We start from the raw sequence: 17,692 nt of genomic DNA on the forward strand, positions 1-17,692 counted from the left end.
TTTGACCTGCGGTTTGCAGGGGATGCAGGGGATGCAGGGGGTTGTTCGGAGTTAGCCAGATGTGCGCGCGGGCGCGTGTGCGCGCGTGTATGCGTAGGGTCAGAAACATCCCCTGCATCCCCTGCATCCCCTGCAAACCGCAGGTCAGAGGTTCATTCCACGTCGTTCGTAATCCCCTGCATTTGCAGGGGCATCCCCTGCATCCCCTGCAAACCGCAGGTCAGAGGGTGGGTCACATCTGGCGGATTGGCTGCCCGCTGTGGTGGTCCGTCCTCCACAGGCTTGCAGTTGGGCAAAATTGGGCGTAAATTGGGCAACGCGAACACCACCCGGACCTACGGGAGCCTCCATGGCCGCCAGCTCCGCCCACCACACCGTGATCGACACCCGGGCCGACGCCGGCTTCCGGGCGGTGCTGGAGGACCCGGACGCACCGCACCCCGACCGCGAGCCCCGCGACGACCGCCCCGGAGGCGAGTCATGACCGCACCCCACCCACACACCAAGCCGATCGCGCACCCGCACCTCGCCGAAGCGCTCGACCTCGGCGCACTGCTCCTCGGCCTCGCCCTGGCCCCCGTCCAGTGGATCGGCAAGTTGCGCGCGCCCGCCGCCCGCATCGCCGTCTGGGTCGCGGTCTCCGCAGCCGCCGGGGTCCTGCTCGCCCTGCTCACCGCCTGCCGACCGGACCCCAACCCGCCCGGCCCGCTCCCCGCCACCACCGCGATGACCGCCACCACCCCGCTGGAGATCTCGTGACCGTCTCCCTCGCCGTCCTCCAGGACCACATGCGGGACCTGGAGAAGACGACCACCTCCGGCTGGCCCGACGAGATCGCCGCCGTCGCCGAGCGGATGCGCGCCGAACTCGCCGCGTTCGCCGAGTACCACGCGGCCCGCGCCGTGCAGCTCGGCTCCGACCCCGACATCGCCACCGACCGGCCCGACCCCGACGAGTGCCGCATCGACCGCGCCGCTGGATCCGCGGGCTGCGGCTGGCCCGACGCCGACCACCCGCTGTGCGGCTGCTGCTGCCCCGACAACCAAACCCCCGGCTGCACGGACGGAGCAGACCTGTGAGCTACGCCCCGTTCCGCGACAACCCCGACCTCGCCGGCCTGCCCGACAACACCTACGAGCACCTGGCCCCGCTCGCCGACCGGATCGAGGACTCCCACGCCGAGGGGCTGCACGACGACCTGTGCGGCTGCACCAGCCCCGCCTGCAGCAGGCGCATCGACATCCGCGCCTGGCCGCGCCCCTCGACCGAGGAGGTGCTCGGCTGGCTGATCGCCCACGGCCTGCTCAACCTCGACGCCGCCACGGCGGCCGGCGCAGGACAGGGCTGATGCCCGCCTCCGGGATCCGCTGCCCACGCTGCGGCCAGCCCCACCCGTGGCACACACCCGACTGCGGCTCCCCGCAACGCAAACACGGCACCCACCACCCCCGCTCCGACTCCGCCCTGGAGGACTGATCACCGTGACGAACGCCCTCGCCCAGCAGCAGGCCGCCGCCCTCCGCGCCATCGCGCGGATGATCGAGGAGAACCCGCACCTCGCGCGATGGCTGAACTACAGCTTCGGCGACGCGGGGATCAGCGTCCACCTCGACAGCACCGACAAGGCGGCGCAGCAGGCCGAGTTCGCCCGAGCCGCCCGCCGACACGGCGCGACCACCACCAAGGACGTGGGCGACACGTTCCACAACCTGGAGGCGGACTTCGGCGCGGTCAAGCTCGTCGCCGTCGCCTACCGCGAAGAAGTGTGCGAGCGGGTCGTCACCGGCGTCGAGACCATCACCGAGACCGTCCCCGATCCCGCCGTGCTGGCCACCGTGCCGACAGTCGAGATCACCCGCGAGGTCGAGACCGTCGAGTGGGTATGCAAGCCGCTGCTCGCGCCGGCCACCACCTCCGTCAAGAGGGACTGACCGCGATGACCAACCTCCCGACCGAGCGCGACCTCTACGGCCGGTTCCTCTCCAAGAGCCTGCTCCGCGTCGCCGACCGTCACCGCCAGATCGCCGCGACCTTGGACGGTCTGGCCGGCCAGGTCCCGCTGCTGGGCTCGCCCGGCAACGCGACCGCCACCGACCTGGCTGCGCGGGCGGTGAACGAGATCGCGTGGATCAGCGCCAACGGCAATCCGGAGCAGGTGGTCCGCGCCGCCGCCGACTACGACCGCCACGTCCCCGCCCAGGAGTCCTGACCATGCACGCGCTGATCAACCCCGGCTCCGGCGGCGTCCCCGCGTCCGGGACGGGCTGGACCAACACCTACGACCGCGCCGAGCAGATCGCCCGCGAGTGGCTGGCGCGAATGCGCGAGGACGGGCAGGCCGACATCGAACTGGTGCCCCCGTCCGACCAGTGCGACACGGACGGCCGGTGGACGTTCGTGTTCCGCCACACCGTCACCGGCATCGCCGCCGAACTGACGACGCACGGCATCGACAACTGGACGGCCTACGAGCGGGAGCGCACGTTCCTGCCCCGCACCTACTGGAACGGCTCGTCCTGCTCCGAGCCGCGCCTGGACGACTGGTCCGCGCCTGGGTTCGAGAAGCACGCGAGCTTCGTCCCCGCCACCAACCCCACCAAGGAGGGCTGAGCCATGACCGAGGAGACCAAGCGTGTCATCGCGGCACGGACCCGGGCCGCCGTCTACGCCAAGGCTGCTGGCGATCTCGACGCCGTGCTGGAGATGTCGTCGATGGGCCCAGGCGAGTGGCTGCGTCTCGGAGTGGCCGACCTGCGTGACCGGTACCGAGCCGAGATGGCGGCCGCGCAAGAGACCGCTGGCACGGCCAAGTCCGCTCTTCCCCCGGCGGTGGTCGATGTCCACCTGCCCGACTTCGCCGAGGAGGAGCACGCCGATGTCCGCTGACACCCCCATCACCGACACCGCCGTCCTCGCCGGCGCACTCCTCCTCCACGCCGACGACGACACCCAGCCACTCGCCTGGGCACTCCTCACCGCGCAGCAGCAGGACGCCTACCGGCACGCCGCCCACCGGGTGCTGGACGCCGGCCTCCCGCACCTGACCGCCGGCGTGCCGATGCATGTCGAGCCGGACTTCGTCATGGGCACCAGGCCCGACGACTCCCCATGGGTCATCAGCGCCGAGTTCGCCGGAACCGACGTCCGCGTGGACGCCCACGGGGTGCTCCGCCTGCACGGCAAGGCCGTTGCGCCGTCCGTGGCGTACAAGCTCGCGGCCGGGCTCCTGTCCGCGATCACCTGGCTGGAATCCGACGGCATCGCCAAGACCGAGCGCGCCGCCGCCCTGCGAGGTGAGCAGGGTGAGTGACCTCGACCGCGACCCGTTCCGTGTCGCCGTGCTCGCCCGCCAGGGCTGGACCACCTGGCTCCCGGGCGACGGCACCAGCTACCGCGTCCACATTCTGCCCATCCACGGCGGCCCCGACGCGTCGGACCTCGTGCTCCTGCTCAACGTCGGCCGCAGTTCTACCGCGTTCCAATTCCCCGCCATCGACTACCGCAAGCGCGAGACCGGCCCGTGGACGTGGAAGAAGGCCCGCGAGCACGGCATCCGGCGCGACCTGTGGAACGCCGCACAGCCGCTGCTGACCGTGCTCGGCGCCACCACGAAGAAGCCCGCAGCACCTCCCGTGGTGGATGTGCAACTGCCCGCAGGGGACGTGTCGGCATGAGCGACCTCGACAAGGCCATCCGCGACCGGCTCGACGTCGTGCGGCAGCACATGACCGCACACTCCGCCGCGCAGGAGGACGGCGGCGTCGACCCGCTGTTCAACGACGCCGCCGAGCTGGGCCTCGCGATCCACTCGCTGCTCGACTGGGCGTCCGCGCTGGAGGCCGACGACACCGCTGGCCGCTACGAAATCGTGCGGGCACTCACGCGACAGGCACGGCAGCGGATCGCGGACGCGCTGGGTGTGTCCTCCCAGGACACACCACCAGCACCCCGACAGTGGCGCAAGAACGACGCCGAGCCGCCGCGCGACGTGCTGCTCAAGGACGGCTCAGCCGACCACCTCGCCTACGCCTCGGAAGGGTGGGCCTGGTGTCGCATCGAGGGAACGGACTACGGCATCACTCCGTGGACGCCCGGACAGCCGTGGCCGAACCTCGACTGGGACGACGTGGTCGGCGGAGTCCTGACCGAGGTCGTCTCGTCCGGCACGGACCGACGCCGCGGCGCGAAGACGCTGCGCCTGGCCGACCTCGCCGCAGCGCTCGGCGTGTCCCTGCAGGACTGCGGCACCGAGATCGAGCCGCAGCCGGTCACGAAGGCGGTGACCCGGTGACCCGGATGGCCCCGCCGATCCCGTACTTCGGCGGCAAGCAGGTGCTCGCCCCGTGGATCGTCGAGCACCTGCCCGCCCACGAGCACTACGTCGAACCCTACGCCGGGTCCCTCGCCGTGCTGCTGGCCAAACCGCGCTCCCCGCACGAGACCGTCAACGACCTCGACCACGACCTGGTGACGTTCTGGCGGGTACTGCGTGAGCAACCCGACGACCTGGAGCGGGTGTGCGCGCTGACCCCGCACTCCCGCGCCGAGCAGGCCGGGGCAGACGTCCGCGCCCACGCCCCCGGCCTGCCCGACCTGGAGCGCGCCCGCCGGGTGTGGGTACAGCTGACACAGGGCCGCGGCGCGGTCGCCACGACCACCGGGTGGCGCCACTACTCCCGCCCCGTCGGCTCCACCTCGATGACGGACTACCTGCGCGGCTACACCGCCCGCATCGCCCCCGCAGCCGACCGGCTGCGCTCGGTGTCGCTGGAATGCCGGCCCGCCTTGGACGTGATCGCCGCCTACGGACGCCACCCCGAGGTGCTGCTCTACGTCGACCCGCCGTACCTCGGGACGACCCGCAGCAGCGGCGGCTATCGGCACGAGATGAAGACGCAGTCCGAGCACGAGGCGCTCGCCGCCGCGCTGCACGGATGCCGGGCCGCGGTCGTCCTGTCCGGCTACCGCTCGCCGCTCTACGACGAGCTGTACGCGGGCTGGCACGCCACCGTCCGCCGCACCGACACCGGCCAGGGCGGCACCTGGTCCGCCCGCACCGAGGTGCTGTGGTCCAACCGTCCTTTCGAGACCCACCTGTTCTCACTGACCGGAGGCATGTCGTGACCCCGCCCCCGTTCCCCGGAGCACCACACCCGCGCACCAGGCCGCGGCTGCTCGACGCGTTCTGCCGCAAAGGCGGATCGTCCGCTGGCTACATCGCCGCAGGCTGGGACGTGACCGGCGTCGACATCGAGGACCACGCCGACGGCTACCCCGGACGGTTCGTGCAGGCCGACGCGGTCGAGTTCATCCTCGCCCACGGCCGGGAGTACGACGCGGTCCACGCCGGCCCGCCCTGCCAGGGACAGATCGCCATCACCGCCGGCAACCGTGGGCGCCCGGGCTGGACCGACGACCACGTCAACCTCCTCCCCGACACCCGCGCCGCGCTGGAGGCAACCCGTCGCCCTTACGTCATCGAGAACGGGCCGTCGCGGCACATCCGTCCCGACGTCGTGCTCTGCGGCCTGATGTTCGGCCTGCCCACTCTGCGCCATCGGTCGCTGGAGCTCGGCGGCTGGACGGTGCCGATGCCGGCGCACCCGTCGCACCGCGGACAACTCACCGCCGGGTGGCGCCACGGCTGCCTGCGCACCTGGGAACCCTCCGTCTGCCCCCTGCACGACCGCTGGTGCCGCGCCACCGTCTACGGCGTGTATGGCAAGGGCGGCGGCAAACCCTCGGTCGTGGAGGCGCAGCTGGCGCTGGGCATCGACTGGATGCGCGACATCGACGACCTCAACGAAGCCGTCCCGCCCGCCTACACCGAGTACCTCGGCCGTCACCTGCTCGCCCACGTGTCCGCCGCCGCTGCGGCCTGAGGAGGACCACATGCCCGACACCCAGACCCACACCGACCAGGCGGCTTCGCCGCGCGCCTCCGGCGCTCCCACCCCCGGCTACGAGCAGTACCCGATGGCTTTCGTGACCGTCACGACCGAACTCGCTGGCCTTCGTTACGCCACGGTTGGCGACGACGGCGAGTTCGTGGACCTCCTCGGCCACCCGACCCGCGACGAGTTCAAGGCGTTCCTGCCCCTCCTCTTGGTCAAGGAGGGCTACGACAACGACCCGGACATGTACCCGGACTACGACGACGCCGAAGTCACCTGGGCACGGCTGCTGTGGTCGTGCCCGAACCACAACCCGGCAAGCAAGCGGGAGGACTGCGACTTCTGCCGCTTCATCCAGCCCGGGTACTGGTGGATCGACTGGGCCGTCGACACCACCGAGAACCTCGACGCCAACGCGGGCAAGCCCGGCTACTCCCCGGTCACCGTCTGGACGGCCGAGTGATGGCCGCCGACGACACCCCACCGGTGACCTCCACCCCGGACCCCGAGACCACAGACGCACGAACGCACGTCGTGTGCATCTCCGGCTCCATGCGGTTCGAGGAGCAGATGCGCCTCGCCGCGATCGAGGAGTCCGTGGCGGGCCGCATCGTGGTGATGCCCCACGTCAACCTCAAGCGCCCGCTGCCGGTCACCCTGCCCGCCGGCGCAGACCCGAAACCCGGGCTGGACGCGCTGCACCTGGCGAAGATCGACCTAGCGGACGAGGTCCTGGTCGTGTGCCCGGGGGACTACGTCGGCGACTCGACCCGAGCGGAGATCGCCTACGCCGAACGCATCGGCAAGCCGGTGCGCCGCTGGCTGGAACCGGACGAGCCCGCCGCTCCGTCCGTCCCCGACGCAGACGGACTGCGGGACCGCATCCGGCTGGCCATCTCCGACCCCGGCTCGGTCCTGCACCGGGACCACGGCACAGACGAACGCCCAGCCGAGACCGTGTCGTCGTGGTCGGCACGCGCGGTCGAGGCTGTCATCGTGCCTCTGTTGGCCGAGCGGGAAGTCCTGTCCGTTCCCGACACGGACAAGCTCCGGGACCTGATTCACGCTGCCGCCCACCGGGGCATCAAGGACTGGGACACCGACTACGACTCGCGCGCCGCCGAACCTGTCACCAACTACGTGATGGGCGTCGTGCACTACGCCATCGGCAGGCGGGAGGCGTCGCTGCGCTCGGACCTCGCTCTGTCCCGGCAGCAGTACGCCCGCACCGTCGACGAGCTGGAGCGCATCCGAGGCTCGCGTGAGCAGGTCTACGTCGAGCGGGCCCGCGCCGACGCCGTCCGGCTGGGCACGACCGCCAACAACTTGGTGGGCGCAGTCGGGCAGTACCGGGACCGCGCCGCAGCGCTCTCGCTGATGGTGCGCGGCATGGCCCGCCGCGTGTGGGCGGTCCGCGACCAGTGGATCGACGCCAGCGAGGAGCGCGACGCGCTGCGCGAGCTGGTCGCCGAGTCCACACCCACCCTGCCCGACGACGCGGACGAGCGGGCCTACCTGCGCTGGTGCGAGTGGACGGACTGCCTCCGCAGCTTCGACGTTCGGACCGGACCGCGCGACGATGTCGACGGCAAGGGTTGGATCTACGTCCGCACCGGCATGCCCGTCCTGCTCTGCCCGGACCATGCGAACGCCAGCCACCGACCGCAGCGGCCCGAGTGGCAGCTCGGCGACACGACGATCAGCACCGCGTGCGAGTGCGGCGAGCGGTCCGGGGAACTCACGCCGACGAACCACGCGGCGTGCATGGAGTGGTGGCGAGCGCACGTGCTCGGGCTGTCCACACCCACCACGGACCCGGCCCCCACCTACACCCTCGACCTCTCCCAGATCCCGGACATCCCCGCATCCGTCGCACAGCGGGTACTGCGAGCGGCGGGCATGGTCGGAGAGCTGGAGATCGGGCCGGCGGACACCACGGACCCGGCACCCGCAGCGGACAGCGAGCCCCCTGCGTGCCCGATCCACGTCTTCCCCGCCTGGGCGAACTCGTGGATGCCGTGCGGCAGTCCGGTGCGCGCCGACGGACTGTGCGCCAAGTACGGCCACGCGCAGCCCGCCGCGCCGCAGGCCCCGGCAGAGCCGACCGGATGCCCTGACGGTGGCATCTGCCACCACTCCTGCCCCAAGACCTGCTTCCGCGTCGCCCACGCGGAACCGCTGTCCGGTGTCTTCCCGGACGACCGGTGGCCCGCCGGCCTGTCCGGGTTGGCCGCACACACCGACGACCCCGTGGTGGACCCGGACGCGTTCGGTGCCGCCGGATACCTGCTGCGCACCGACGCCGGGAGCGTCGACCCCATCGGGGACTACTACCGGCCTGAGGCCCGCTGGTGCGACACCTGCAAGACCCTCGCGCCCGCCGGCCACGCACACACCGACACCACCGAGGAGGAGTGATGCCGCAACGGATCCAGCGCCGCCGCACCGCCGGGTGGCGCATGCCCGAGGGCACGGTCTACGTCGGCCGACCCTCCCGATGGGGCAACTGGTGGGCGGTCGGCGACGGCTTCGAGATCACACACGAACCCGCCCTCGACCCGGCGAAGAACGGCGGGCGCGTCCTCGGCCCCTCGGAGCTGATCGTCAGCGCGATCGTGCGGACACCAGAGGTCGCGGTCGCGCTCTACCGGGCATGGCTGGACGGCGAGGAGGAGACCGTCCGTCGGGAACTGGCCGGCAGGGATCTTGCCTGCTGGTGTCCGCTCGACCAGGCGTGTCACGCCGATGTGCTGCTGGACATCGCGAACTCGGAGGTGCCGGGTGTCTGAGTCCACGACCGTCACCGAGTGGGGCGTCGAGTTCCCGGACTCCTGCGGCGGCATGGTGCAGCCCGCCGACGACGAGCAGGACGCACGCCGGCTCCTCGCCATGTGCGGCGGCGAAGCGGTCCTGGTGTCCTGCCAGGTCACCAGGACCCGGTGGGAGCCGGTGACAGAAGAGGAGACCGGCCGTGCGTGAGATGCGCCAGTCCATCCAGCCCACCTACGACAGCCGTAGGACCGGCCCCCGGTTCCGGGTCACCTACCGGCTCGACGACCGCACCGTCACCTTCCAGGAACCCATCGCCGACCCGTTCGGCAGGTTCACGCTCCACGTGTCGTGGTGGGACCGCCTCAAGTCGCTGCTGCACCGCGACATGGCCGTGACCGTACTGGTCGACGGCGACCCCGAGGTGATGAACGACGTCCTGGAGTTGGACACCAACACCCTCGTGCCGCACTCGACCCGACAGGCCGAATGGCGGGCGGGGATGCACAAGAGCCTCGCCCGGTTCGGCAAGGAGACCGAGGCCGCCGAGACGCCGCAGCCGGACCCGTTGCCCACCACCGACACCGAGGGAGCGTGAGCCGTGGCCGCCGAAACGCTTGACACCATCTGGAAGTACCCACTGCCCTACGTCGCCACGGACATCGACATCCCTACCGGCGGCACAGTCCTGACGGTCGCGGAACAGCACGGGCAGATCGTCGCTTGGGTCCGTGTCGACCCCGCGCAGCCGGTGCAACAGCGGACGTTCTTCCTCGTCGGCACCGGCCAGTTCGTGCCGGACGCGGCGGCTCGCCACGTCGGCACGGTCCTGCTCGACGGCGAACACCTCGTCCTGCACGTGTTCGAGGCCGCTCCCGTCTCCCAGGAAGGCGGGAACCGGTGACCCCGCAGCCCTACTACTCTGACGCCCTGGTCACCCTCTACCACGGGCGCGCCGAAGAGATCACCGACTGGCTGGCCGCCGACGTGCTCGTCGTCGACCCTCCGTACGGGATCAACGCCCACCACAACCACAGTCACACGATCGAGGGCGACACCGACACCACGGTCCGGGACACCATTCTGCGCATGTGGGGTCCCGACAAACCGGCCCTCTGCTTCGGCCGCCATGACATCCCCCGCCCGGCTGGCACCCTCACCCGACGCGTCTGGGACAAGATGCAGGGGGCGGGCAAAGGCAACCTCACATTCCCCTTCGGCCAGGGCGACGAGGAAGTCTACGTCCTGGGCACCTGGCCGCCCGTCGTGCCCGGCGGGCGGCGGCGCGACGGCGGCACCCCGGCGCGCTGGGGGTCGGTGATCACCGGCATCCCGGGCTACAACTCCCAATCCCGCGACCGCCCGGACCACCCCACCCCGAAACCCCCGGCGCTGATGGTGCACCTGCTGGAGACCTGCCCGCCCGGCGTCGCCGCAGACCCGTGCGCGGGGTCGGGGCCGCTGCTGCTGGCCGCGCAGATCACCGGCCGGCGCGCGATCGGCGTCGAACTGGAAGAGCGGTACTGCGAGATCACCGCCACCCGACTCTCGGCCGGACTGCCGTTCGCCGCCTCTAGGGAAGGCGGGGACCGATGACCGCCGACGACACCTGGGTCTACCCCGCACCCGCCTGGCGAAGCGGCGACCGGGTCGCCATCGAGGACGGCAGCCGCCTCGACCACAACGAGGCCGGGACCGTCATCGGACCCGACCCGTACGACGACGGCGCATGGCTGGTGCAACTCGACGACGGCACCGAAACCTCCGCCTACTCCCACGAGCTGACCGGCGTCTACCCGCCCGCCCCCACTGAGAGGAACCAGACGTGAGCACCGCAACCCGCATCCCGCCCGGCGACGACACGTTCGCCAACCCGTGGCTGGCCTGCGACACCTGCACCGCGCAGGTCACGCACGTCACCTACTCGCCGATCACCAACCAGCCCTGCGGGCACATCGCCGACTACACCAACCTGTGCCCCTCGTGGGGGCCGGTAGACGGCTGCACCTGCGCCCAGGCTGGCATCACCCACGCGGCTCCGGCGGCGGTGTCCGATGCCGACTGACCCCCACACCCCCAACCCGCCCCGCCTGTTCCGCCTCGTGCGCGGAGAGGACGTCACCGGCTTCTCCGGGACCGGGCACGTCGCAGACGGCGTGCTCTGGCCGGACGGGGCCGTCACCGTCAAGTGGTTGGGCGAGTACGCGTCCGAGGTCTCCTGGCCCAAGGGCATCGAGGCCGTTGAGCGCGTGCACGGCCACGAAGGCAAGACCCGGATCGTCTGGTACGACGAGGAGGACGGCCGTGCCTGAGACCCGCTGCGACCGGACCGACCTGCTCGTCGCCCAGTGTGCCTGCACCGAGCACCGAGGCGGTCTTTCCCCGCAGGAGGAAGCCGAAGCCGAGCAGGCAAGGTCCCGTGCACGCCTGCTGGGCGGACCGGACCCGCGTTGGTTTGCCGCCCAGTATCCCGGCACGTGCGGACGCTGCGGCGAGCGCTTCGCCGTCGGTGCCGCGATCCGGATGCGCGGCGACATCGGCAGCATGTCCGCCGAGGACTCGAACTGGATCGCCGACTGCTGCGCACGGGAGGTGCCCCGTGGCTGACGCTTCCCCTGACACCCCAGCAGACCGCGAAATGTTCATGCAGCACGCGAACGAGTTGGCGGCGAAGGCCGGCATCACGCTCGACTGGTCCGATCCCGGCCGCGTCGAGTCGGACACCCTCGACGCCGCCCGCGACGACATCACACTCCAGCGAGGCATCGCCCGCGCCCGCTCGAAGGGCCTGCCCGTCGAACTCGCCGACGACCTGGCCCGCACGTGGATCGTCCACACCGCCACATTCGAGCGAGTGCGGTCCGAGAACGACCTCATGACTGCGAGCAGTTGGGCGCGCCGTCACGCGGTGGTGGCCCGCGCCGTGCTCGCCATGCCCGACGCGGGGCCGCTCCGCGGCGGTGCCTCCGGCACCCCGACCGACCCGGACGTGCTGGCCGTCCTGGAGTACGTCTCCGCCGGCCGCTCCCACGTCGACACCACGCCCTACCCCGACGCCCTCGCACGGCGTGCCCTCGGGCGTCTCCACCCACCAGGGAGGCAGCAATGACCACCGCCACCGCGTCCTCTCGCGGCCGCGCCAACCGCCGCAAAGGCCACGACACCGAACGCCTCCTCGCCGCCTGGTACCGCGCCCACGGCTGGCCCGGCGCCGAACGCGCCGTCCGCACCGCGTTCACCGCCGCCGACCGCAGCCTCCCCGACCCCGGCGACATCACCGGCATGCCCGGCATCGTCACCCAGGCCAAGTACGTCGCGAAGGAAGACGTGCCGAGCTGGCTGGCCGAGACCGAACAGCAGCGCCGTGACGCCGCCGCCGACATCGGGCTGCTCGTCGTCCGCCGCCGCGGCCACGCCGACCCCGGCCGGTGGTGGGTGTGGCTGCCCGCGAACACGCTGCTCGGTCTCGCCGCCGCCGACCACCGGCGCTGCGACGCGCCGGTCCGCATGGAGTTGGGCGGGCTGGTCCCGCTGCTGTGGGCCGCCGGCTACGGCACCCCGCCCGACCGGGACGTGGCCTGATGGCACTGGCCGACCTGCTCGCCCGACGCCTCGCCGACGCCCGACGCCACGCCGGGCTCTCCCAGGAAGACGTCGCCGACGCCACCGGCCTGCCCCGCAGCGCCGTCAGCGACATCGAGACCGGCCGCCGCACCATCGCCGCAATCGAACTCGCCGCACTCGCCGGCCTCTACCGGATCGACCTGGCAGACCTGTTCGACCCCGGCGGCGACCTGCCCGACCCCACACCCGACCTGCGCCGGGTGTGGCCGACGCTCTCCCGCGCCGACCAGCACGCCGTGCTGCGCCACGCCCGCCGACTCGCACCCTGACCGGCACCCGGCGACGTCCCTGGACAGCCCGCCGCCGGGCCCGGCCCCTCCACCCCGCCACCAGGACGGAGCACCACCATCATGCACACCGCCACCTTCGCCGCCGTCTTCGCCGCCCTGCTCACCGCCCACTGGATCGCAGATCACTGGGTCCAGACAGACCACCAGGCCACCCACAAGGGCGACCGGGACCGCGCCGGCCAGTGGGCCTGCGCACGCCACGTCGCGACCTACACCGCCACCACCGCGCTCGCCGTCGCCGCCCTGTGGTCACTGGCCGACGACCTCCGCATCACCGCCACCGGGTTCGCCGCCGGGCAGCTCTGGTCGGCGATCACCCACTACCTGATCGACCGGCGGTGGACCCTCGCCGTACTGGCCGACCTGGCCGGAAAGGCCGCCTTCCACGACCGCGGACGGCCACGCCACTACACCGTGCAGGCCCTCCACACAGTGCTCGTCCCCACCTCCTCCGGCCAGTACCACCCCGAACTCCAGACCGACATGGTTCCGATCGACGCGCCCCCCGCGTTCACCGGCGCCTATCCACTCGACCAAGCGCTGCACCTCGCCTGCCTGTTCGTGTCCGCCCTGCTCACCGCGCTGATCTGAGGAGGGACACCATGGACTGGCGACACCGCGCGATCTGCCGCAAGGAAGACCCCGAGCTGTTCTTCCCCGTGGGCAACAGCGGCCCGGCGCTGCTCCAGATCGCCGAGGCGAAGACCGTCTGCCGCCGTTGTCCCACCGTCTCCGACTGCCTCGCGTGGGCGCTGGAGACCGGCCAGGACCACGGGGTGTGGGGCGCGATGAGCGAAGACGAGCGGCGCGCGCTCAAGCGCCGCAACGCCCGCACCCGGTCTCGCAGCAACGCCTGAGCGCGTCGGAGAGCGACATGACCGACCTCGGCCGCGTCGTCGACCAACTCGGCGCGCGGCACACCACCGGCACCGCCAACCGTGTCGCCAAACACGTGTTCCACGAGGTGCGCGAGATCCACGACCCGGGCCGGACGCTGAGCCTCATGGTCTGCGGGCGGGGTGTCCGGGGCGACTGGGGATACCTGGACGACTCCGGCCGGTATCTGCGCCACACCACCCAGCCCGTCGAGGGATTCGACCGGATGCTCGCGGCCCTGAACCCGCACCACCCCGCCTGAACGGAGGACGACGATGACCACGACGACCTACACCGAGGTGGCCTCCGCGCCCGGCGCGTGGAGCGCCCGGCTGCTGGTCCCGGGAGCCCCGATCGGGACCGTCCACACCGTGCTGGCGGACCTGGCCGCGGCCACCGGCACGCCGGTCACCGCGTACGTGTCCGGCGGCGACGGCGACCCGGTCGACGAGCTGCTGCTCGTGCGCGACCCCAGCCGCACCCGCGGGTGTCCCGCGGTCGGCGAGTACGAGTCGCTGGCCGCCCGGCTGGCCGGGGAGAGCGGCTGGCGCGCGGCGCGGGACCCGGCCCGGCGGGGCGTGCTGGTCGGCATGGGTCTGCGGGAGGGCTACGAGCCGACCGCGCCCCGGCACACGCTCGACGAGGTCGAGCGCCTCCTGGCGGGCCACGGCGACGGGTGGCGCTGCCGGGCCGCGCGGCTGGTCTCGGCGAGGCCGCTCGACGGGGAGGTCCAGTGGTACGACGAGGTCGGCGCGGTCGTGGAGACGGGGGCCGGGACGACGGCGGCCCTGGTGCGGATGGCCGCCGCCTTCCGCCAGGACCGGTTCGCGGTCACCGACTACGAGGCCGGCCGGACCTTCGTCCTGGCCGCCGCGTAGCCCCGCCACCGGCGGGCGGGGCGTGGGCGTCGGCATGTCCGGGCGGCCTACCCGATCGGGCGTGACGTCCGCCGGGTCCCGGTGGCTACGGTCGGGTGTCGGTGGACTACGGGAGGTGGGGACCATGTCGGTGACGACAGCGTGCCCGGGCTGGCGAACCCCCAGCGCCGGACCGGACAGCCCAGCTTCCCCGCAAACCTGAGCGAACCTACACTCCGGACTTATGTGGACGCACCTCACCGACCGGCAGCGCGCCGACGTCCTCGCCCGGCTCGACACCGCCACCGCCGTCTACCGACAGGCCGGGCCAGACGACGCAGACCAGGCCGCCGGCGCGGCCGAGGTGCCGGGCGACGGCCGGGTCGCGGTCGCCGGCGGCCACTGGTACGTCCTGCCCGGCGTGGTCGATCTTGTCGACCTGTACTTCGTCGGCCCCGGCGGCAACCCGGAGCCCGCGATCCTCACCCAGGCCGACCTCGACGACACGACCCGGTACCGCAGGGTGGACATCGAGGCCGACCTGTGATCGAGCGGGTACGGGTCGCCGGCGTCGCCCGCACCGACGTGCTCGTCGCCGCCCCGCTCGACGGCCGCCGCACGATCCACCAGGCCGCGCACCTCCGGCCCCGCTGCCCGCACTGCGGCGCCCGACTCGACCCGGGCCGGGTCCTCTCCGGCTGGTCTCCCGGCCCGCGCCGACGCCACCACTGGTGCCTGGAGTGCGACACGCCGTGGAGCGTGGTCGACAACCCCGGGGCGCTGGTCGACGCGCTCGCCCGGTACTGGCTGGCCCGCAACGGGCTCGGCGACGTGACGCTGGCGGACGCCCGGGAGCGGCTGGCCGGGCTGCACGTGCCGGTCCCCGGATGACCCGGCCGGCTCAGTCCGACCTGGCGTTGTGCTGGGTGATGGCCTTGTTGACCGCGGAGGGGGTCACACCGAGGTGGCGGGCGACCTCGGCGTGGGTGGTGGTGCGGGTGGCCTCGTGGACGGCGGCGACGCGGACGGCGGCGAGGAGGGTCTGGTTGCGGCGGTCGAGCAGGGCGGTGAGGTGGCGGGCGCGGGTGACGGGGTCGAGGGTGTGCAGCCAGTGCAGGACGTCGTCGAGCGGGGTGGTGGGGTCGGGGCTGGTCACGGTGCTCCTCGGGTGTGTGGCGTGCAGGGAACCGAGTGTAACACCCATGAGTATTGCCATCTAATACCCATGGGTGCTATGGTGGTGTCACCACGCACCGAGGAGGACCCCATGGCCGACCGCCGGCTCACCGCCACCGAAGCCGCCGTCCGCGACGCCTACCTGCGCCTGGCCACGAAGCCCCAGGACTGGGTACGCCTCTCGGACCTGCGCCCCCTGGTCCCGGCCGGACGGGACCAGGTCGATGCCGCCCTGCTGAGCCTGGACCTCCACGGGGAGGCCGTCCTGGCCTCCGACTCCACCCCGGCCCGCAACCGGGTCGACCAGGTCGAGGCCGCGATCAGGCTCGGTGGCGAGGCAAACCACCTGGTCGCCTTCCGCGCCTGACCGGACGGGGCCCGCCACCCGGCGGGCCCCGCTCACCCCCGCTCCACCCCTGACCACGATCCCGATCGGAGACCGATGGACTACACGCCGACCCCCGTCCCCTCGCACGACACCCACGACGGCCCCGAGGGCTGCACCCTCGACGTGAACGACGGCTCGGTCCGGATGTACGACGAGCAGGACGAGGTCTACCCGTCCGACCCCGACGAGGACTGAACCGCCCACGACGGCGAGAGGCCCCGCACCGGCTCGTTCCGGTGCGGGGCCTCTCGTTGTGCGCGGCGGGCTACCGCCGGCGCGGGTCCACCCACTCGCGTACGCAGGTGCACTCCTCGTGTCCGCAGTTGTCGCACGCGGCGGGCACCGGGGTGGTGTGCGTGGTCCTCATCGAGTCCTCCCTCGTCGTGCTGCCATCCGATGTCGACCACCGTGCCGCGCGATCGTGGGTCGATCGTGGGGAGGGCGTGGGTCGGCGGTGCTCGAACCAGTAACACCCATGGGTGTTGCTATCTAGTACTCATGGGTGTTAGCTTGGTGTCCCCGCACCGCACGCACCCGAGGAGCACCCGATGGCCACGACCCCCGCCGACGCCGCCCGCGACATCCGCTACCTGCACCCCCTGCTCGCCGCCCGCCCCGGCGCCCCGGTCGGCCTCGCCCGCCTGCGCCAGGTGCTCGCCGGCTACGGCCACTCCCGCGCCGTGGTCGACGCCGCCCTGGCCGAACTCGCGGACCGGGGCGGCGTGCTCCTGTGGGCCGAGTCCGACCAGCGGCACCTCACGCCCGCCGACCGGGCCGCCGCGCTGCGCCTGGGCGGCCTCGACCGGCACCTGCTCGCACTCGCCGGCTAGCCCCGGCCGGGGCCGGCTACCGGTGGTCCGGGGGCGTGATGGCGTCGGCCAGCGCGGGGTGGCCGGCGGCCCGGATCTCCTCGGCGGCCGAGAGCGCGGCGGCGTCCGCGCCGGGCTTCCCGTTGGCGATCAGGATGGTGGCCTTGTTGACGGCGGCGACGATCTGGTCGCCGTTGGCGGGCTTGCGGGTCATGACTGTCCTTCCGGTCGGTGTTCAGGTGATCAGGTGATCAGGTCGTGGACGGCGGGCCACACGCCGGGCAGCAGGAGCGTTCCCGCCACGACGCACGTCGGCAGGACCAGGAACTGCTCGACCGGGCCGCCGGTGCGGAAGCGCAGCAGGCGGGGCGGCCGGATCTCGTACCAGGTCTCCCCCGCGATCGGGATCGGCCACAGGAACGGGCAGCCGGACAGGGTCAGCGCGTCGCCGAGGCAGTGCGTCAGGCACCCCGCCGCGACCGCCCACCCGATCCACCCCGCGACGGCGGCCAACTCCTGCTCCGGGGTCCCGTTGGCGAACCACAGCAGCCCGACGAGCGCGACCCCGGCGAACACCCAGTCGCCGAGCGCGTCCACCGCGAGCAGCACCGCGAGCGCGAGGACCACGCCGACCGCCCACGGGCCCATCGAGCCGGTCGCCCAGTTGATCCACCAGCCGAGCAGACCGGCGAACGCCAGCGTGTGGGTGGCGTGCCGGTGCTCCCCGGACACCGGCTCGTCGCGCGGCCCCTTGGTGAGCTGGTAGAGGCCGCGCGAGCACAGCTGCACGATCGCGGACAGCACGCCGGTCAGCGGGCCGACCAGCCGGGAGGCGCGGGAGCCGGGGTGGTCGAGGTCCGGGACGAGCGCCGAGCCCGCGGTGACGGTGGCGACGAGCACCGCCTGGGGCAGGGTGTGGGTGCCCAGCAGCGGGGCGAGGGCGAGCCCGGCGCACCACCCGGTCGCGGCGTGGGTCCTGCCGAGCATCACGGTCTCCAAGCGGTGGGAA

General features: G+C 72.4%; 39 protein-coding genes. 36 read left to right on the plus strand and 3 right to left on the minus strand.

What is annotated here, in order from left to right; genetic code table 11:
* Positions 1-349 precede the first annotated feature (349 nt).
* The 33 genes from AC0HI0_RS24900 (at position 350) to AC0HI0_RS25060 (ending at position 15,201) form a co-directional block, all read left to right on the plus strand.
* Positions 350-484: a hypothetical protein gene (locus AC0HI0_RS24900; RefSeq protein WP_480925917.1), complete on the plus strand. Its 135-nt coding sequence runs from the start codon at positions 350-352 to the stop codon at positions 482-484.
* Positions 481-759: a hypothetical protein gene (locus AC0HI0_RS24905; protein ID WP_480925918.1), complete on the plus strand. Its 279-nt coding sequence runs from the start codon at positions 481-483 to the stop codon at positions 757-759. Before AC0HI0_RS24900 ends, AC0HI0_RS24905 begins: the two co-directional genes overlap by 4 nt.
* Positions 756-1,079 (plus strand): hypothetical protein, encoded by a 324-nt coding sequence (locus tag AC0HI0_RS24910; protein ID WP_480925919.1) that lies wholly within the window; start codon positions 756-758, stop codon positions 1,077-1,079. The genes AC0HI0_RS24905 and AC0HI0_RS24910 overlap by 4 nt, the downstream gene beginning before the upstream one ends.
* Positions 1,076-1,348 (plus strand): hypothetical protein, encoded by a 273-nt coding sequence (locus AC0HI0_RS24915; RefSeq protein WP_480925920.1) that lies wholly within the window; start codon positions 1,076-1,078, stop codon positions 1,346-1,348. The genes AC0HI0_RS24910 and AC0HI0_RS24915 overlap by 4 nt, the downstream gene beginning before the upstream one ends.
* Positions 1,349-1,481: 133 nt before the next feature.
* Complete coding sequence (locus AC0HI0_RS24920) at positions 1,482-1,931, plus strand: hypothetical protein (RefSeq protein WP_480925921.1); 450 nt, start codon at positions 1,482-1,484, stop codon at positions 1,929-1,931.
* Between the two features lie 5 nt (positions 1,932-1,936).
* On the plus strand, positions 1,937-2,209 hold the full coding sequence (locus AC0HI0_RS24925) for a hypothetical protein (protein WP_480925922.1): 273 nt from the start codon (positions 1,937-1,939) through the stop codon (positions 2,207-2,209).
* 2 nt (positions 2,210-2,211) lie between these two features.
* Complete coding sequence (locus AC0HI0_RS24930) at positions 2,212-2,610, plus strand: hypothetical protein (RefSeq protein WP_480925923.1); 399 nt, start codon at positions 2,212-2,214, stop codon at positions 2,608-2,610.
* 3 nt (positions 2,611-2,613) lie between these two features.
* Complete coding sequence (locus AC0HI0_RS24935) at positions 2,614-2,886, plus strand: hypothetical protein (protein WP_480925924.1); 273 nt, start codon at positions 2,614-2,616, stop codon at positions 2,884-2,886.
* The gene (locus tag AC0HI0_RS24940; protein ID WP_480925925.1) at positions 2,876-3,310 is read left to right on the plus strand and encodes a hypothetical protein; all 435 of its coding nucleotides are present in this window, start codon (positions 2,876-2,878) and stop codon (positions 3,308-3,310) included. The genes AC0HI0_RS24935 and AC0HI0_RS24940 overlap by 11 nt, the downstream gene beginning before the upstream one ends.
* Positions 3,303-3,674 carry a hypothetical protein gene (locus AC0HI0_RS24945; protein ID WP_480925926.1) on the plus strand — a complete coding sequence of 124 codons (372 nt, stop codon included), beginning with the start codon at positions 3,303-3,305 and terminating at the stop codon, positions 3,672-3,674. The genes AC0HI0_RS24940 and AC0HI0_RS24945 overlap by 8 nt, the downstream gene beginning before the upstream one ends.
* Positions 3,671-4,291 carry a hypothetical protein gene (locus tag AC0HI0_RS24950; protein ID WP_480925927.1) on the plus strand — a complete coding sequence of 207 codons (621 nt, stop codon included), beginning with the start codon at positions 3,671-3,673 and terminating at the stop codon, positions 4,289-4,291. Before AC0HI0_RS24945 ends, AC0HI0_RS24950 begins: the two co-directional genes overlap by 4 nt.
* A 5-nt stretch (positions 4,292-4,296) precedes the next feature.
* Positions 4,297-5,124: a DNA adenine methylase gene (locus AC0HI0_RS24955; RefSeq protein ID WP_480934379.1), complete on the plus strand. Its 828-nt coding sequence runs from the start codon at positions 4,297-4,299 to the stop codon at positions 5,122-5,124.
* Positions 5,121-5,882 carry a class I SAM-dependent methyltransferase gene (locus tag AC0HI0_RS24960; protein ID WP_480925928.1) on the plus strand — a complete coding sequence of 254 codons (762 nt, stop codon included), beginning with the start codon at positions 5,121-5,123 and terminating at the stop codon, positions 5,880-5,882. Before AC0HI0_RS24955 ends, AC0HI0_RS24960 begins: the two co-directional genes overlap by 4 nt.
* A gap of 10 nt (positions 5,883-5,892) precedes the next feature.
* A complete protein-coding gene (locus tag AC0HI0_RS24965) occupies positions 5,893-6,357 on the plus strand; it encodes a hypothetical protein (protein ID WP_480925929.1) in 465 nt (154 codons plus the stop codon).
* On the plus strand, positions 6,357-8,312 hold the full coding sequence (locus tag AC0HI0_RS24970) for a hypothetical protein (RefSeq protein WP_480925930.1): 1,956 nt from the start codon (positions 6,357-6,359) through the stop codon (positions 8,310-8,312). The genes AC0HI0_RS24965 and AC0HI0_RS24970 overlap by 1 nt, the downstream gene beginning before the upstream one ends.
* A complete protein-coding gene (locus AC0HI0_RS24975) occupies positions 8,312-8,683 on the plus strand; it encodes a DUF4326 domain-containing protein (protein WP_480925931.1) in 372 nt (123 codons plus the stop codon). The genes AC0HI0_RS24970 and AC0HI0_RS24975 overlap by 1 nt, the downstream gene beginning before the upstream one ends.
* Complete coding sequence (locus tag AC0HI0_RS24980) at positions 8,676-8,873, plus strand: hypothetical protein (protein ID WP_480925932.1); 198 nt, start codon at positions 8,676-8,678, stop codon at positions 8,871-8,873. Before AC0HI0_RS24975 ends, AC0HI0_RS24980 begins: the two co-directional genes overlap by 8 nt.
* Positions 8,866-9,261: a hypothetical protein gene (locus tag AC0HI0_RS24985; protein WP_480925933.1), complete on the plus strand. Its 396-nt coding sequence runs from the start codon at positions 8,866-8,868 to the stop codon at positions 9,259-9,261. The genes AC0HI0_RS24980 and AC0HI0_RS24985 overlap by 8 nt, the downstream gene beginning before the upstream one ends.
* Before the next feature lie 3 nt (positions 9,262-9,264).
* Positions 9,265-9,567: a DUF7352 domain-containing protein gene (locus AC0HI0_RS24990; RefSeq protein WP_480925934.1), complete on the plus strand. Its 303-nt coding sequence runs from the start codon at positions 9,265-9,267 to the stop codon at positions 9,565-9,567.
* Positions 9,564-10,259, plus strand: a complete 696-nt coding sequence (locus tag AC0HI0_RS24995) for a DNA methyltransferase (RefSeq protein WP_480925935.1) — start codon at positions 9,564-9,566, stop codon at positions 10,257-10,259. The genes AC0HI0_RS24990 and AC0HI0_RS24995 overlap by 4 nt, the downstream gene beginning before the upstream one ends.
* A complete protein-coding gene (locus tag AC0HI0_RS25000; RefSeq protein WP_480925936.1) occupies positions 10,256-10,492 on the plus strand; it encodes a hypothetical protein in 237 nt (78 codons plus the stop codon). The genes AC0HI0_RS24995 and AC0HI0_RS25000 overlap by 4 nt, the downstream gene beginning before the upstream one ends.
* Positions 10,489-10,728 (plus strand): hypothetical protein, encoded by a 240-nt coding sequence (locus AC0HI0_RS25005; RefSeq protein ID WP_480925937.1) that lies wholly within the window; start codon positions 10,489-10,491, stop codon positions 10,726-10,728. The genes AC0HI0_RS25000 and AC0HI0_RS25005 overlap by 4 nt, the downstream gene beginning before the upstream one ends.
* On the plus strand, positions 10,718-10,975 hold the full coding sequence (locus tag AC0HI0_RS25010; RefSeq protein WP_480925938.1) for a hypothetical protein: 258 nt from the start codon (positions 10,718-10,720) through the stop codon (positions 10,973-10,975). The genes AC0HI0_RS25005 and AC0HI0_RS25010 overlap by 11 nt, the downstream gene beginning before the upstream one ends.
* A complete protein-coding gene (locus AC0HI0_RS25015) occupies positions 10,968-11,270 on the plus strand; it encodes a hypothetical protein (RefSeq protein ID WP_480925939.1) in 303 nt (100 codons plus the stop codon). The genes AC0HI0_RS25010 and AC0HI0_RS25015 overlap by 8 nt, the downstream gene beginning before the upstream one ends.
* A 37-nt stretch (positions 11,271-11,307) precedes the next feature.
* Positions 11,308-11,772 (plus strand): hypothetical protein, encoded by a 465-nt coding sequence (locus AC0HI0_RS25020; protein ID WP_480925940.1) that lies wholly within the window; start codon positions 11,308-11,310, stop codon positions 11,770-11,772.
* Positions 11,769-12,245, plus strand: a complete 477-nt coding sequence (locus AC0HI0_RS25025) for a hypothetical protein (protein ID WP_480925941.1) — start codon at positions 11,769-11,771, stop codon at positions 12,243-12,245. Before AC0HI0_RS25020 ends, AC0HI0_RS25025 begins: the two co-directional genes overlap by 4 nt.
* Positions 12,245-12,556, plus strand: a complete 312-nt coding sequence (locus AC0HI0_RS25030; protein ID WP_480925942.1) for a helix-turn-helix transcriptional regulator — start codon at positions 12,245-12,247, stop codon at positions 12,554-12,556. The genes AC0HI0_RS25025 and AC0HI0_RS25030 overlap by 1 nt, the downstream gene beginning before the upstream one ends.
* Before the next feature lie 81 nt (positions 12,557-12,637).
* Positions 12,638-13,168 carry a DUF3307 domain-containing protein gene (locus tag AC0HI0_RS25035; RefSeq protein WP_480925943.1) on the plus strand — a complete coding sequence of 177 codons (531 nt, stop codon included), beginning with the start codon at positions 12,638-12,640 and terminating at the stop codon, positions 13,166-13,168.
* 11 nt (positions 13,169-13,179) lie between these two features.
* Positions 13,180-13,434: a WhiB family transcriptional regulator gene (locus AC0HI0_RS25040; protein ID WP_480925944.1), complete on the plus strand. Its 255-nt coding sequence runs from the start codon at positions 13,180-13,182 to the stop codon at positions 13,432-13,434.
* A 17-nt stretch (positions 13,435-13,451) separates the two neighbouring features.
* Positions 13,452-13,715 carry a hypothetical protein gene (locus tag AC0HI0_RS25045; RefSeq protein WP_480925945.1) on the plus strand — a complete coding sequence of 88 codons (264 nt, stop codon included), beginning with the start codon at positions 13,452-13,454 and terminating at the stop codon, positions 13,713-13,715.
* Between the two features lie 13 nt (positions 13,716-13,728).
* On the plus strand, positions 13,729-14,331 hold the full coding sequence (locus tag AC0HI0_RS25050; RefSeq protein ID WP_480925946.1) for a hypothetical protein: 603 nt from the start codon (positions 13,729-13,731) through the stop codon (positions 14,329-14,331).
* 223 nt (positions 14,332-14,554) lie between these two features.
* The gene (locus AC0HI0_RS25055; RefSeq protein WP_480925947.1) at positions 14,555-14,857 is read left to right on the plus strand and encodes a hypothetical protein; all 303 of its coding nucleotides are present in this window, start codon (positions 14,555-14,557) and stop codon (positions 14,855-14,857) included.
* Positions 14,854-15,201, plus strand: a complete 348-nt coding sequence (locus tag AC0HI0_RS25060; RefSeq protein WP_480925948.1) for a hypothetical protein — start codon at positions 14,854-14,856, stop codon at positions 15,199-15,201. The genes AC0HI0_RS25055 and AC0HI0_RS25060 overlap by 4 nt, the downstream gene beginning before the upstream one ends.
* Positions 15,202-15,211: 10 nt before the next feature.
* On the opposite strand, the gene AC0HI0_RS25065 is transcribed toward AC0HI0_RS25060, so the two are convergent.
* The gene (locus AC0HI0_RS25065) at positions 15,212-15,466 is read right to left on the minus strand and encodes a hypothetical protein (RefSeq protein WP_480925949.1); all 255 of its coding nucleotides are present in this window, start codon (positions 15,464-15,466) and stop codon (positions 15,212-15,214) included.
* A 111-nt stretch (positions 15,467-15,577) separates the two neighbouring features.
* Here AC0HI0_RS25065 and AC0HI0_RS25070 point away from each other — a divergent pair, with 111 nt between their 5' ends.
* The 3 genes from AC0HI0_RS25070 to AC0HI0_RS25080 all read left to right on the plus strand — a co-directional run bounded on the left by AC0HI0_RS25070 (position 15,578) and on the right by AC0HI0_RS25080 (position 16,704).
* The gene (locus AC0HI0_RS25070) at positions 15,578-15,853 is read left to right on the plus strand and encodes a hypothetical protein (protein WP_480925950.1); all 276 of its coding nucleotides are present in this window, start codon (positions 15,578-15,580) and stop codon (positions 15,851-15,853) included.
* Positions 15,854-15,928: 75 nt separating this feature from the next.
* Positions 15,929-16,069 carry a hypothetical protein gene (locus tag AC0HI0_RS25075; protein WP_480925951.1) on the plus strand — a complete coding sequence of 47 codons (141 nt, stop codon included), beginning with the start codon at positions 15,929-15,931 and terminating at the stop codon, positions 16,067-16,069.
* A gap of 353 nt (positions 16,070-16,422) precedes the next feature.
* Positions 16,423-16,704 (plus strand): hypothetical protein, encoded by a 282-nt coding sequence (locus tag AC0HI0_RS25080; RefSeq protein ID WP_480925952.1) that lies wholly within the window; start codon positions 16,423-16,425, stop codon positions 16,702-16,704.
* A 16-nt stretch (positions 16,705-16,720) separates the two neighbouring features.
* Here AC0HI0_RS25080 and AC0HI0_RS25085 read toward each other — a convergent pair whose 3' ends face one another.
* Both AC0HI0_RS25085 and AC0HI0_RS25090 read right to left on the minus strand, forming a co-directional pair.
* On the minus strand, positions 16,721-16,897 hold the full coding sequence (locus tag AC0HI0_RS25085) for a hypothetical protein (protein WP_480925953.1): 177 nt from the start codon (positions 16,895-16,897) through the stop codon (positions 16,721-16,723).
* A gap of 29 nt (positions 16,898-16,926) precedes the next feature.
* Positions 16,927-17,670 (minus strand): metal-dependent hydrolase, encoded by a 744-nt coding sequence (locus AC0HI0_RS25090; RefSeq protein ID WP_480925954.1) that lies wholly within the window; start codon positions 17,668-17,670, stop codon positions 16,927-16,929.
* Between the last annotated feature and the right edge of the window lie 22 nt (positions 17,671-17,692).

The sequence above is a fragment of the Saccharothrix sp. NBAS 001 genome (assembly GCF_056640475.1).